The following is a 12951-nucleotide window of genomic DNA, read 5'->3' as shown; positions in this document are numbered from 1 at the left end:
AAATTTATATAATTAAGTTAAATACGAAGGGAGGATTTGAGGCAAATGAAGAATGATTTAAATCTTGTGTTTAAATATATAAAAAGCTATAAGGCAAGATCTATTGCAATAATTTTAAGTATGGTTATGGGAACTGCACTTATTGTTGGGGTAGGGACATTAGCTAGAAGTGCTCAACAGGCGGATCTTGACAGGATGAAGAGAGAGTTAGGCGGCTATCATGTTTATTTTAAAGATATTAATAAAGAGCAAGTCAAAATCATAGAAAACAGTAAAGATATAAAAAGCATAGGTATGAATTCATATTATGCTTCTACGGATATAGGAGAGAAGTTACCGATTAATTTTGTTTATGCGGATCAAAATTACTTAAATAGCGATTCCAAAATAATAAAAGGTAAGTTTCCTAGTAAAGATCATGAAGTTGCAGTTGAAAGTTGGATTTTAAATAGTCTTGGTTTAGAACCTAAATTAAATCAAGAAATTAGTTTTAAGTTGTATGAAAAAGATAAACCAGAAACTTTTAAAGTTGTAGGTATTTTACAGGATAGATACAAAGATAAAAGTATTGGTAGATGTGAGATATTTTTGCCTTTCGAAAATAAAAAATTAGAAAAAATGACTGTAAATGTTGAATTTTTTGAAAGTACTGACATCAGGGAAAATATAAAGAATATATCCAAAAATATAATGATAAAAAATCCTGATAAAAATATAGGTATAAATAGAATGCTTATATCTTCAGTTGAGAATAATGGCAGCATAGACTATGAGAGTAGAAATACGGCTATTATGGTCAGCTTGTTTGCGGGACTGGTCGTATATAGTATTTTTAGTATTTCAGTATTTCAAAGATTAAGAGAGTATGGAGTATTAAGAGCAGTTGGATCTACAAATATAAAAGTCTTTAGATTAATTTTATTAGAACTTACAACGCTTAGTGCTATAGCGATTCCAATAGGAATACTACTTGGTATGGGAAGTAGTCAGATTTTTAATATATTGTCTGGGAATATAAGTTTTGAAGGTGATTTAAAAACTACACCTTTTGTTATACCGGTTAATGTGATACTACTTTCTGTTTGCTGTATTATATTTATAATATTGTTTACTAGCATAGTTACATATTTAAGAATAAGAAAAATTTCACCAGTTGAAGCAATAAGAAGAGATTTCGGTGCGAATAGAAGAGTTAAAATTGGTAAACTAAGCGTATTCTTAGGAAGTAAATTACCTACTTTATTTTCAATCTCACTTAAGAATATATTTAGAAATAAGATTAGCTTTATAATTATAATTATATCTATTAGTATTGCAGGACTTATGATTATAAAGCAAGATTATTCTTTCAGTGGAAAAGAAGAAGTAAGAAAGGAACAAAATAAGCTTACTTTATTTAATGGCGATTTTGTACTAACTGCTCATGGATCTATAGATAAAAGTCAAGGTATTGATGATAACTCAATTGCTGAGATTAATAAAATTAATGGTATAAAACAAGTGAAAGCTGGAAAAGTATTGTATTCAAGGATGACCTTAAATAGAGATAAGATTCTAAATATGGATTTTTATAATAACATTCCACCAGATGGTTATGAAAAGGTTGTACTAAATGGTTTGACTCTTAAAGATAATAACAAAGAAGAAGTTACGATCAAACAAAAACTAAAAGGATTCGACAAAAATATGTTAAATTCGCTAAATGAATATTTGGTAGAAGGGAATATAGACACAAATAAAATGAAAAGCAGTAACACTGCAGTTGTTTATATACCGCATGTTTTTGAACTACATAAAGACTATTATACAACGGGTAGTAAAAAAAATGGAAAACCTATTGTAGATATAAATATAGGAGATACTGTAAAAGTGAAAGTTCCAAAAGGAAAAATAAATATGCAAAAATATTGGAGAGGTGAAGATAACTATAAATACAATGAATATGAGTTTAAAGTCGGGGCAATTGTAGATTATCCATATGCAGATGATGGATTTTATACTGGTAGTGGAGGTGTAGATATTATTGTAAGCGATACTTATTTTAGGAATATAACAGGTATAGAGAATTATGATATAGTATTTGCAGATATGGATAAAGGTGCGGATCATAAAGCTATAAATAAGAAGCTTGGAAAAATAGGAAGTAAAACCTTAGGAACATCTACTATAGATATGGTAGAGGATAAGATAAATAGTGAAAAGATGGATCAGAAGCTTATGTTATATAATTATGGAATAGTAGCTGTAATTTTCATTATAAGTATATTTAATATATTTAATAGTGTAAGTTATAACATATTATCTAGGACTAATGAATTTGGGATGTTAAGAGCTGTTGGTATAACTGAAGAAAATTTTGTAAAAATAATAGGATTTGAAGGAGTAGTGTATGGAGCCGTTTCAAGTATATTTGTAGTAATTGGAGGTCTAATAATACAAAGCCGCATGTACAAGACATATGGATTTGAAGGATATGGATTAGATTTTACTGTTAACTACAAGATATATTTAGGTATCATAGGATTAAACATAATAATAGGTCTACTTGCCACATACATACCAGCGAGAAAAATCAAAAAAGTAGATATAGTTGAATCTATAAATATAGTAGAATAGGGGGAGGAACTATGATTATATTAGAGACAATAAACCTAAGTAAAATATACGGAAAAAAAGAGACAGCAGTAAGGGCTTTACAAAATGCAAACTTAACTGTAAACAAGGGTGAATTTGTGGCAGTAGTAGGGCCGAGTGGTAGTGGAAAGAGCACGTTTCTACACTTAATAGGCGGACTTGAAAGATCAAGTGCCGGAACAATTAAAGTAGATGGACGAGATATATCATGCCTTTCAGATAAAGAACTGGCAAAATACAGAAGACAAAAAGTAGGTTTCATATTTCAACAATACAATCTAATACCAGTTTTAAATGTCAGAGAAAATATAGAACTTCCTCTAAAACTTGACAATAAACCTATAGACAACGACTATTTAGATGAAATTATTAAAACTCTAGGATTAGAAGATAGACAAAATCATTTGCCTAATCAGTTATCAGGTGGGCAACAGCAGAGGGTTGCAATAGCAAGGGCTCTATCAGCAAAGCCAAGCATAATACTAGCTGATGAACCAACTGGAAATCTTGATACAAAAACTACTCAAGAAGTAGTAGAATTACTAAAATTATCAATAAAAAAATACAATCAAACACTTATTATGATAACTCATAACGAAAACATATCAAAAAGTGCTGATAGAATTATAAATATAGTTGATGGAAGATTAATTGTCTAAATCATTACGTTATCTATTTATCTATGTTAAAATTACAGTAATTCTTAAATAAAGGGGTAATGTTATGTTTAATGAACAGGCTGTTTTAAATAAGGCTCAAAAATACAATAGCTTTTATCTATATGACGAAAAATCTATACTAAAGTATACACAACGACTAAAGGAGCATTTTCCAGATATAAACTTATTATATTCAATTAAAGCCAATCCACATAAACATGTTATTAAGAGTGTTTTTTCACAAGGTTTTGGTGCTGATGCTGCAAGCCTTGGAGAAGTGTTATTAGGCAGTAAATTAGGGCTTTCAAAAGACGAAATATACTATTCTGCTCCTGGAAAGTCTGATAATGATATTTTAAATTCTATAGATAAATCAATTATTATAGCGGATAGTTTAACCGAGATAGAAAGAATTAATACTATTGCAAATGATAAGAACATTGTTGTGGAAATAGGTGTAAGAATAAATCCAAACTTTACATTTTATTCAGACAGGGGCTTGCCATCTAAGTTTGGCATAGATGAAGATGATTTTTATAAACACTTTGATTGGATAAATAGTCTTAGTGGAGTAAATATAGTTGGGATACATGTTCATTCGAGAAGCCAAGAGTTAGATGTTGAAGTAATGAAAAAATATTATACAAATATGTTTAATTTATCGTGCAGTGTCCAAGATAAGCTTGGTATCCAACTTAAGTTCATTAATTTAGGATCAGGACTTGGAATACCTTATTCTTCGAAAGATGAAGAGATCGATACAAAAGAACTTGGTAGACAAACCGCTGAACTGTTAGAACAATTTAAAGAAAAGCTAGCAGGGGTTAAGATATATATAGAAACTGGACGTTATGCTGTTTGTAAAAGTGGTGTTTATGCAACGAAGGTATTAGATATAAAGACTTCTAACGGAAAGAAGTTCGTAATACTAGATAATACTTTAAATGGATTTATTAGACCATCACTTGCACATTTGATTATGAGTTATTCAAAAGATGAAAATCCAAGTGGAAATGAACCCTTGTTCACACAAAAAAATGCATTTGATTTTATAGTACTAGCTAATTCAGCAGAAACTAAACACAAAGACAAAGTAGATCGAGAAAATGTAACACTAGTTGGTAATCTGTGTACATCAGCGGATATTATTGCAGATGATATTGATTTACCAACGATAAATATTGAAGATGTCTTAGTAGTTACCAATGCTGGAAGTTATGCAGCTGTATTATCACCAAGACAATTTGCTTCTATGATTGTACCTCAAGAGTTCTTCTTAACAAAGAGTGGAGAAATTATTTAATGTAAAAACAGATAAAAACTAATCAGTAATATATAAAAAGTCAATGTTTTCGACAAAATCGAATATAGTTTCTAACGATAATGTATTATAGTATATTGTAATTTTCTATAATACATTATTTTTTTATCTAATTCGACTTTATTGTATATCTATTTGTTATAATCAAAACATAAACTAAATTTAAAAAATTAGGAGGTAAAATTTGAATTTGTTAAAGAAATATCCTATTCCTATAGCAGGTTTAATACTAGCGCTATTTGCTTTAGGAAACCTGCTTCAATCCTATGGAGATTCAATTAGAAATGTTATTGGTGCTGTAGGATTTATTTTGTATGCGATTTATATCATCAAGTTGATAGTACTTAAAAAGGGAGTTAAAGAGCAGTTAGAAAATCCTTTGATAGGGAGTGTATTTCTAACAATAACTATGGCTACAATGTTATTTGCTACTTATGTAAAGCCGTTATCACCAACAATAGGACTTTTTATATGGTGGATTGGGGTTATAGGCCATATAGTACTTTTGATATTGTTTAGTAAGAAATTTTTGTCAAATTTCTCAATAAAAAAAGTATTTCCATCGTGGTTTATAGTTTATGTTGGAATAGTTGTAGCAAGTGTAACAGCACCCGTTTTTGGACAAATAACAGTTGGTAAAGTTGCATTTTGGTTTGGATTTATAACTTATCTAGCTCTTATCCCAGTTGTTTTAAAAAGAGTTTGGGTTGTAAAAGAAATGCCAGAGCCCTCACTACCTACATTAATTATATTAGCAGCTCCGGGATCGCTATTATTGGCAGGTTATTTAAATACTTTTGAAAATAAAAGTACAGCAATGTTATATATACTGTTCGCGTTTTCAATAGTGTTCTATATTTTAGCTTTAACTTACTTACCAAAGTTATTAAAGCTTAAATTTTATCCTAGCTATTCAAGTTTTACATTCCCGATGGTTATAAGTGCTATTGCAACAAAACAACTAAATGGATTTTTAGTTAAATCTGGAAGTGATATAAGCTGGCTTGTATACATAGTCAAATTTCAGGAAATTTTGGCTATTTGTCTAGTTTTATATGTATTTGTTTTATATATGTCAAGTTTACTTAAAACTGAAAAGGTTGAGAGTAAGGCAAAGTAATATAGATAAAAACAAGGCTAATAAATCAAAAAATATAATATTGGAGGTAATGTAATGGAATCAAATGCAGTATGTTCAAAGGATAAATATTTAGAAGAAATTAAAAATACAGCTGAAGGATATTTCCAAAGAGGGGAATTCTTCTGTTCAGAAGCAGTATTACAAACTGTTAACGATGCTTTGGGACAACCTTTCAGTCCAGAAATAACAAAAATGGCATCAAGTTTCCCAATAGGTTTAGGTAAAGCACAATGTCTATGTGGTGCTGTATCTGGAGGAGAGATGGCTCTTGGTATAGTTTACGGAAGAGTGCACGGTCAAGCTATGGATCCAAAAATGTTTGAATTATCAAAAGACCTACACGATTTTATTAAAAAAGAGTATGGAGCTACATGTTGTAGAGTTATAACTAAACAGTGGAATGGTGATAATTTTATGTCTCCAGAGAGAAAAAAACATTGTATAAAAATAACTGGACAAGTAGCTGAATGGGTTGCTGATAAGCTTATTGATGATGGAAAAATGGAAATAAAATAGTAAATAGTAGTATCAGAAAATAGAATACAATTATTTGAAATATAACAGTCCTAAAAATTATTTTAAGTTTTTAGGACTGTTTTATTTTTATTTATACAGCTTTAAATTGGATTAAAAACTAACTAGTATATTTAAACTAGTTAGTTTAATCAGTAATATCACAAAGTTTAAAATTGACTAATTTCTTTAGATCGTCCAAAGTAAGTTCGACCTGGTAGCCTATTTTACCACCACTTACAATAATTGTTTCAAGGTTTTCTGAGCTAATATCAATTACTGTTGAGAGTAATTTTTTCATACCTATAGGAGAACATCCACCGTGAATATACCCTGTTAAACCTAATAGGTCTTTTGATTTTATCATAGCTACAGATTTTTCACCTACACTTTGCGCTGCTTTTTTAAGATCGAGGTCTTTCTCAACAGGAACTACAAATACATAGTTTTGCTTAGATTTACCTACTGTTACCAAAGTCTTAAAAACACATTTAGGATCTTGTCCTAACACAGTAGCAACTTCAATACCACTTATTGCATCAGTATCAACATATGTATGGTATTTATAATCTATTTTCTTTCCATCTAATAATCTCATAACATTTGTCTTTTGATTCATATATAATACCTCCAATAGAACATCTTTATTTATATATTTCTATTATACACAATATCAGCTTTATTTAAATCTCAATAGAAGTGAAATTAAAGTAACTTATGCAAATCATAAACAATTTAATAAGCACTATTCAGTAGACGGATCAATAAAGATATTATCAGTATAATTGACGATTAAATAAATAGTTAAGACGTATAGTCTACTGCAATCGTGAAATAGGAACATGACAAAAAAACTGAAAAGTCGAAATAAATTGATCAAATATGTATAATCATTCGAGAATAATACATATTTTTTTATAATGTACTAAATTTTTACAAGAAATATGTATGCAATCATTTTACAACTCTTAGTTTCTAATATATAATTGTCATAGAGATATTTGCAGTTTATTTAAGTAAATATAGGGTTTAAAGCTAAATAAATAATGTAAAGAGGTGTGAATTATGGATATTTTAGAGTGCATTAGCAGTAAAAGAAGTGGTCGTTCTTATACTGATCAAGAAATAACTGACGACACATTTAACGAACTTTTAAATCTTGGAGTTAAAGCCGCAACAGGATCAAATGAACAACCTTGGGGATTTGTAATTATTAAAGATAAGGAAGAGATTGAAAAATTAAATCTTGAAATTAAGAAATATGTAGCAGAAAATTTAGAGAATCTACCTTATTTTAAACAGTATGAATCATGGTTACATAATCCTAAAATGGATCTATTGTATAGAAGTCCTTATTTATTGCTTATTTACGGGAATACAAATTCTCATTGGCATGTTTACGATTGCACATTGGCTGCTAGTAATATAATGCTCGCTGCTCATTCTATGGGTATTGCTACATGTTGGATAGGTTTTGCCGAAGATGTTTGCGATACTAAAGAGTTTAAAGAAAAGTACAATGTGCCTGAAAATTATAGTCTAGTTACAACTCTTACAATGGGATATATGAAAAAAGAGTTAGATCCACCTGTTAGAAAAGAACCGAAAGTTTTTTATTGTAAATAATATAATAGCAATATTATTTTATTCTATTAGATTTATATATTAAAGTAAGATTAATTTATAGAAGCATATAAGTATCTAGAGCTTTGTTGAAACAATTTGTAGACTAGCTTTAGGTACTTTTATTTTTTGAAATAATAATTTAAAATAAATAAAAGGGGTATAAATAATTGGCGGTTTAATGGTTTGTTTATAAATTTGTTATAATTCATAGTTTATTTTACTATAAAAATAGTCGGCTAATGGAGGTTGTTTTTATGATAGAAAAAAAGAAAAGCTCATCATATTCGTACAATTTCAAAGGTGCTATAGTATTTATAATAATCTTGATCTCATGGAAGGTTGTTACCTTTATGGGAATATGGAATAGCTATATACTGCCGCCTCCAGAAAAAGTATTTAATACTTTTGTAAATATGATAATTGATGGTAGTTTAATTATAAATATATTTGTGAGCTTTAAAAGAGTTATTATAGGATTTTTGATTAGTGCTTTATTAGGAATTCCTCTTGGAATATTATTTGGTTTAAATAAAAAAGCTTACGAGTACTTTAGACCTCTATTAAATTTTATCAGAAATACGCCACCACTAGCGTTGATTCCAATGCTTATACTATGGTTTGGAATAGGTGAGGGGTCAAAGATAATAATAATAGTTTTAGCGTCGTTTTTCCCAATATTTACGAACACATTAAAAGGAATTAGAGACTGTGATCCAAAGCTAATTGAAGTGGGTAAGATATTTGAACTTTCAGATCTTCAAATAATTTTAAAGATAATAATACCAAATGCAATTTTAGATATTGCTATAGGTTTAAAGTTATCACTTGGATATAGCTTTAGAGCCATAATTGGTGCAGAATTAATAGCGGCATCTTCTGGTCTTGGTTACCTCATATCTGATGGCAAAGAATTGTCTAGGACAGATGTTGTAATAGTTGGAATTATTGTAATTGGTGCTTTGGGTATAATTACTGACCGTGTATTTACTAGATTAGTAAATAAGGTTGGAAAAAGAAAGGCTGTGGGTTCATATGATTAATTCTGGCTATCTTATAGATTCTGTTTGCAAAAGTTACTTAGTAGATGGAGAAATTCACGTAGTTTTAGATAATTTATCTTTAGAAATTGATACAAGAGATATAACTGTAGTTTTAGGGGCTAGCGGATGTGGAAAAACCACATTGTTAAGGCTCATAGCATACTTGGAAGATGTAAGTAGTGGTAAAATATCTTTTATAAAAAATGGAATTGAGTGTAAACCAAAGGTTGGTTTTGTATTTCAAGAGAGTAGGCTTATGGATTGGCTAAATATAAGCGAGAATATTTTGTTTCACAGGAACAGAGAATTTAAAAACAAAAATAATGATTTAGATAAGTACTTAGATATAATGAACTTACAGAAATTTAAAAAAGCATATCCAAATGAACTTTCTGGGGGTATGGCTCAAAGAGTAAGTATTGCAAGAGCTTTATCGTTTAATCCGGATATTTTGCTAATGGACGAGCCGTTTTCTTCACTAGATTATTTTACAAGAATTGACATGCAAAATGAGGTAATAAAAGTACACGAAACAACTGACAAAGGTGTAGTTTTTGTTACTCACGATATTGAAGAAGCACTTAAAATAGGTAAAAAAATAATTGTTTTTACCGGAAATAGCTGGGTTAAAGAGTTTTATATAGATAAAAGTTACACGAGAGATTTAACTAATGAATACTTTATAAATCTAAAAAAAGAAATCTTGAGTTTGCTAAAAATATAAAAAAGGAGAGATTCATATGAAATTCAAGAAAATATTATCAGGTATTACAATATTAGCACTTACTGTAGTTACAGTAGGGTGTTCAAAGACAGAGAATAATGATAAAGAAAAAGTAGAAAAGACAGTATCTTATCCAAAAGAAATAAATGTTACATATGTAAAAGCTCCCCTGAATGTACCATCTATACTACAAAAACAAGATGATTTGTTTGGGAAAGAGTTTAGAAAAGAGAATATAAAAGTAAATTTTCATGAAATAACTGCAGGACCAGACCAAACACAAGCTCTTGCTGCAGGTGAGATTGACATTCTCCACGCACTAGGTGGAACATCAGCTATAATAGCAGCGTCAAATGGAGTTGATTTAGAGATAATAAATACATACAGTAGATCACCAAAAGGGTTTATGATAGTTACAAATGACGATTCAATTAAATCTGCAAAGGACTTAGTTGGTAAAAAAGTAGCAGGTCCAAAAGGAACTATACTACACCAAGTTTTAATTGCTGCACTTAATAAAGATGGTAAAAGTATAGACGATGTAGAATATTTAAATATGGGTATTCCAGAAGCAACAGCAGCTCTTTCTGATGATAGTGTGGATGCTGCACTTGTCGCAGGACCAGCAGCTCTAAAAGCTTTAAACTCTGGATCAAAGATGGTTACAAGTGGCGAAGGTTTAGTCGATGGTGTAATAGTTACTGCAGTTAGCAAAACTTTCGCTGATAAGTATCCTGAGGTAGTAGAAAGATTTAAAAATGTAGAAAAAGAAACTTTAGATTATATGGATAAAAATAATGAAGAGGCAATTAAAAAAGTATCAAAAGAAGTCGGACTTACTGTAGAGGAAACAAAAGAAATGTATTCTTGGTACGATTTTAATATCGATATTACTGATAAAGACATTAAGTCGCTAGAAGATACTCAAGATTTTCTTATAAAGAACAAAATGCAAGATAAAGAGATAGATATTCAAAAATTAATATATAAAAACAAATAAAAGACAAAAATTGATTGAATTGAACAAAAAAAGCAATTTAAAAATCGATAATAAAATAACAGACTTATTGGTATTACTAGTATTGCTCATATTGTATAAAAGGTGATATAATTTATTATTGGCTATTTTTAATTACTAAATAGTTCTAAATCAGTAAATCTGATTAAGAGATAAATATTAATTTAATAGATGAATAATTTGTACAAATTAACATCACTGAGAGGATGACAAAATGAGTAAAATTACAGTTTTAGAATTAGACTTTATACTAAATAAGCATGTTGATAGAGTTTTCCCTGCAATAATTAGCGATAATAAAGAAATGGTAATGATAGATTGTGGATATCCTGGTAGTTTAGAATTGTTGGAGTATGCTGCACAAAAAAAAGGAATTGATTTAGGTAAACTTACAAAGATCATAGTTACACACCATGATTTTGATCATTTTGGTGCTTTAGCGGAATTTAAAGAGAAATACCCACATATTGAAACTATTTCATCGTCTTATGATAAGAGATTTATAAGTGGAGAGGAAACTTCAATAAGAGTCGTAAATGCCAGAGCGAGAAGACATTCGATGTCGAGAACTGATAGGGCAATGAGTGAGCATTCTAAAAGAAAATATAATATACTTAAAAAAGTTAATATAGATAGATGTGTAACTGGTGGAGATACATTTGACTGGTGTGGTGGTATAGAAATAATATCAACTCCAGGTCATATGCCGGGACATATATCTGTTTATCTTAAAGAGAGTAAAACTCTTGTCACTGGAGATGCGCTAGTTCTTTATAAAGGGCGAATTTTAACTGCAAATCCAAAAACAAATATTGATAATAGACTTGCTAAAAAATCTGCTAAAAAATTACTAAATTATGATATTGAAAAAATAATTTGTTATCACGGTGGAGAATGCGCAAAGAATATAAAAGAATCTATAAAAAGAATATAGATTCTTTTTTTATTTTAAATTTATATTGACAATTTAAAAAATCTGCTTTAAAATGTATTTGAGAATGAATTTCAATATTAATTATTAAATAAATATGGAGGCTATGTTATGAAAATAGTATATTGGTCAGGAACAGGAAATACAGAAACAATGGCAAAATTAATCGCATCAGGAATAGAAGAAAGTGGTAAAAAAGCAGAAGTAATAAGTGTAAGTGATGCAAATCCTGATATATTTGATGATGAAGAAATAGTTATCCTAGGTTGCTCAGCTATGGGTGATGAGGTTTTAGAAGAAGGAGAATTCGAACCGTTTATAGATAGCATTGCAAGTAAGGTTGCAAACAAAAAAGTTGCTTTATTTGGATCATATGGATGGGGAGATGGACAATGGATGAGAGAATGGCAAGATAGAATGTCTGGATACGGAGCTATTTTAATTGACGATGGTCTAATTGTAAATGAAGATCCAGATGCAGAAGGTTCTGAGAAGTGCAAAGAGTTTGGAAGGGATATTGCTAAGTAAGTAAAATATGAAGTATTTAAATTTTTACGATAAGCTAAACTCTCTCTCAGATAAAGAATACATAGAAATGTTTTTGCTGTATTCAATTTCTCCGGTTATTTCTAAATTAAAGCCTGCATCTACTATAACTATCAAGAAGAAAAACGATATATTATACAATAGATGGTTACGATATGGAAAAGACTTTATTGCCGAAATTAATTTGAAATTTACAGAGTTACGTGAAAACGAAGATGTAGTTGTACTTATGATTTATGATTCTAAGTCTATAGAGGAGTGCGTGTCTCTATACGAGAATAACAAATTTCTAACTGATCTAGGTTATAAAAATGGAAGTGTTGAAGATTACATCAATAAATTAAAAGTCAGATATGCAAAATACCATTGTCCACATGAACTCGGTTTGTTCCTGGGAATACCTATAAAAGATGTAAAGGATTTTATGGATTGCTCAGTTAAAAAATGTTTGATGTGTGGATATTGGAAAGTATACAACGACTTTGAATATGCAAAGGAAATGTTTGATAAGTACGATAAGATAAAAGAACATACAATGGATAATATAATCATTGGCAATGCAGCCATTGATATTACTAGATCTATTAGAGAATACTTTTATTATCCTATTAAGAAAGCTCAATAAATTAATAAGATATAAGCTGTATCATTAGTGAAATTTACTATTGATACAGCTATTTTTATTTGTATGTATATATACAATATTGAATCCAACAAGATAAAATAACAAAAAATTATACAATATCTCTGTATAATATAATTAAAATCATTTCTTAATCGGATTGAATATAATTATTA

At 29.4% G+C, this 12951-nt stretch carries 13 protein-coding genes; 12 read left to right on the top strand and 1 reads right to left on the bottom strand.

The features are described 5' to 3' along the window. The first annotated feature begins 45 nt into the window (after positions 1-45). The 5 genes from KQI18_RS03910 to KQI18_RS03890 all read left to right on the top strand — a co-directional run bounded on the left by KQI18_RS03910 (position 46) and on the right by KQI18_RS03890 (position 6271). The gene (locus KQI18_RS03910) at positions 46-2616 is read left to right on the top strand and encodes an ABC transporter permease (RefSeq protein ID WP_216466376.1); all 2571 of its coding nucleotides are present in this window, start codon (positions 46-48) and stop codon (positions 2614-2616) included. Positions 2617-2627: 11 nt separating this feature from the next. Continuing rightward, on the top strand, positions 2628-3293 hold the full coding sequence (locus KQI18_RS03905; RefSeq protein ID WP_216466375.1) for an ABC transporter ATP-binding protein: 666 nt from the start codon (positions 2628-2630) through the stop codon (positions 3291-3293). Between the two features lie 64 nt (positions 3294-3357). Then, the gene (locus tag KQI18_RS03900) at positions 3358-4596 is read left to right on the top strand and encodes a diaminopimelate decarboxylase family protein (RefSeq protein WP_216466374.1); all 1239 of its coding nucleotides are present in this window, start codon (positions 3358-3360) and stop codon (positions 4594-4596) included. Positions 4597-4798: 202 nt separating this feature from the next. Next, positions 4799-5734 (top strand): TDT family transporter, encoded by a 936-nt coding sequence (locus KQI18_RS03895; protein ID WP_216466373.1) that lies wholly within the window; start codon positions 4799-4801, stop codon positions 5732-5734. 54 nt (positions 5735-5788) lie between these two features. Continuing rightward, on the top strand, positions 5789-6271 hold the full coding sequence (locus tag KQI18_RS03890; protein WP_216466372.1) for a C-GCAxxG-C-C family protein: 483 nt from the start codon (positions 5789-5791) through the stop codon (positions 6269-6271). A gap of 145 nt (positions 6272-6416) precedes the next feature. Here KQI18_RS03890 and ybaK read toward each other — a convergent pair whose 3' ends face one another. Beyond that, positions 6417-6887, bottom strand: a complete 471-nt coding sequence (gene ybaK, locus KQI18_RS03885; protein ID WP_216466371.1) for a Cys-tRNA(Pro) deacylase — start codon at positions 6885-6887, stop codon at positions 6417-6419. Positions 6888-7333: 446 nt separating this feature from the next. Here ybaK and KQI18_RS03880 point away from each other — a divergent pair, with 446 nt between their 5' ends. The 7 genes from KQI18_RS03880 (at position 7334) to KQI18_RS03850 (ending at position 12778) form a co-directional block, all read left to right on the top strand. Next, positions 7334-7894, top strand: a complete 561-nt coding sequence (locus KQI18_RS03880; RefSeq protein ID WP_216466370.1) for a nitroreductase family protein — start codon at positions 7334-7336, stop codon at positions 7892-7894. Positions 7895-8148: 254 nt separating this feature from the next. After that, positions 8149-8934: an ABC transporter permease gene (locus tag KQI18_RS03875; RefSeq protein ID WP_236887636.1), complete on the top strand. Its 786-nt coding sequence runs from the start codon at positions 8149-8151 to the stop codon at positions 8932-8934. Further along, on the top strand, positions 8927-9658 hold the full coding sequence (locus KQI18_RS03870; protein WP_216466369.1) for an ABC transporter ATP-binding protein: 732 nt from the start codon (positions 8927-8929) through the stop codon (positions 9656-9658). The genes KQI18_RS03875 and KQI18_RS03870 overlap by 8 nt, the downstream gene beginning before the upstream one ends. 16 nt (positions 9659-9674) lie before the next feature. After that, positions 9675-10658: an NrtA/SsuA/CpmA family ABC transporter substrate-binding protein gene (locus KQI18_RS03865; protein ID WP_216466368.1), complete on the top strand. Its 984-nt coding sequence runs from the start codon at positions 9675-9677 to the stop codon at positions 10656-10658. A gap of 232 nt (positions 10659-10890) precedes the next feature. Next, positions 10891-11610, top strand: a complete 720-nt coding sequence (locus KQI18_RS03860) for an MBL fold metallo-hydrolase (RefSeq protein ID WP_216466367.1) — start codon at positions 10891-10893, stop codon at positions 11608-11610. Positions 11611-11718: 108 nt separating this feature from the next. Next, positions 11719-12135, top strand: coding sequence for a flavodoxin (locus KQI18_RS03855; protein WP_216466366.1), 417 nt, complete (start codon positions 11719-11721; stop codon positions 12133-12135). Positions 12136-12142: 7 nt separating this feature from the next. Continuing rightward, positions 12143-12778 (top strand): DUF3793 family protein, encoded by a 636-nt coding sequence (locus KQI18_RS03850; protein ID WP_216466365.1) that lies wholly within the window; start codon positions 12143-12145, stop codon positions 12776-12778. Positions 12779-12951: the final 173 nt, after the last annotated feature.

This window comes from Metaclostridioides mangenotii (assembly GCF_018917235.1).
Taxonomy (GTDB): domain Bacteria; phylum Bacillota; class Clostridia; order Peptostreptococcales; family Peptostreptococcaceae; genus Metaclostridioides.
The sequence above is the reverse complement of the archived record's forward strand: the minus strand, read 5'-3'. Positions and strand labels throughout refer to the sequence as shown.

What these genes read in the sequence shown, in the direction of transcription:
- KQI18_RS03910 (WP_216466376.1), top strand. Translation starts at nt 46, where the DNA reads ATGAAGAATGATTTAAATCTTGTGTTTAAATATATAAAAAGCTATAAG.
- KQI18_RS03905 (WP_216466375.1), top strand. Translation starts at nt 2,628, where the DNA reads ATGATTATATTAGAGACAATAAACCTAAGTAAAATATACGGAAAAAAA.
- KQI18_RS03900 (WP_216466374.1), top strand. Translation starts at nt 3,358, where the DNA reads ATGTTTAATGAACAGGCTGTTTTAAATAAGGCTCAAAAATACAATAGC.
- KQI18_RS03890 (WP_216466372.1), top strand. Translation starts at nt 5,789, where the DNA reads ATGGAATCAAATGCAGTATGTTCAAAGGATAAATATTTAGAAGAAATT.
- ybaK (WP_216466371.1), bottom strand. Translation starts at nt 6,887, where the DNA reads ATGAATCAAAAGACAAATGTTATGAGATTATTAGATGGAAAGAAAATA.
- KQI18_RS03880 (WP_216466370.1), top strand. Translation starts at nt 7,334, where the DNA reads ATGGATATTTTAGAGTGCATTAGCAGTAAAAGAAGTGGTCGTTCTTAT.
- KQI18_RS03875 (WP_236887636.1), top strand. Translation starts at nt 8,149, where the DNA reads ATGATAGAAAAAAAGAAAAGCTCATCATATTCGTACAATTTCAAAGGT.
- KQI18_RS03870 (WP_216466369.1), top strand. Translation starts at nt 8,927, where the DNA reads ATGATTAATTCTGGCTATCTTATAGATTCTGTTTGCAAAAGTTACTTA.
- KQI18_RS03865 (WP_216466368.1), top strand. Translation starts at nt 9,675, where the DNA reads ATGAAATTCAAGAAAATATTATCAGGTATTACAATATTAGCACTTACT.
- KQI18_RS03860 (WP_216466367.1), top strand. Translation starts at nt 10,891, where the DNA reads ATGAGTAAAATTACAGTTTTAGAATTAGACTTTATACTAAATAAGCAT.
- KQI18_RS03855 (WP_216466366.1), top strand. Translation starts at nt 11,719, where the DNA reads ATGAAAATAGTATATTGGTCAGGAACAGGAAATACAGAAACAATGGCA.
- KQI18_RS03850 (WP_216466365.1), top strand. Translation starts at nt 12,143, where the DNA reads ATGAAGTATTTAAATTTTTACGATAAGCTAAACTCTCTCTCAGATAAA.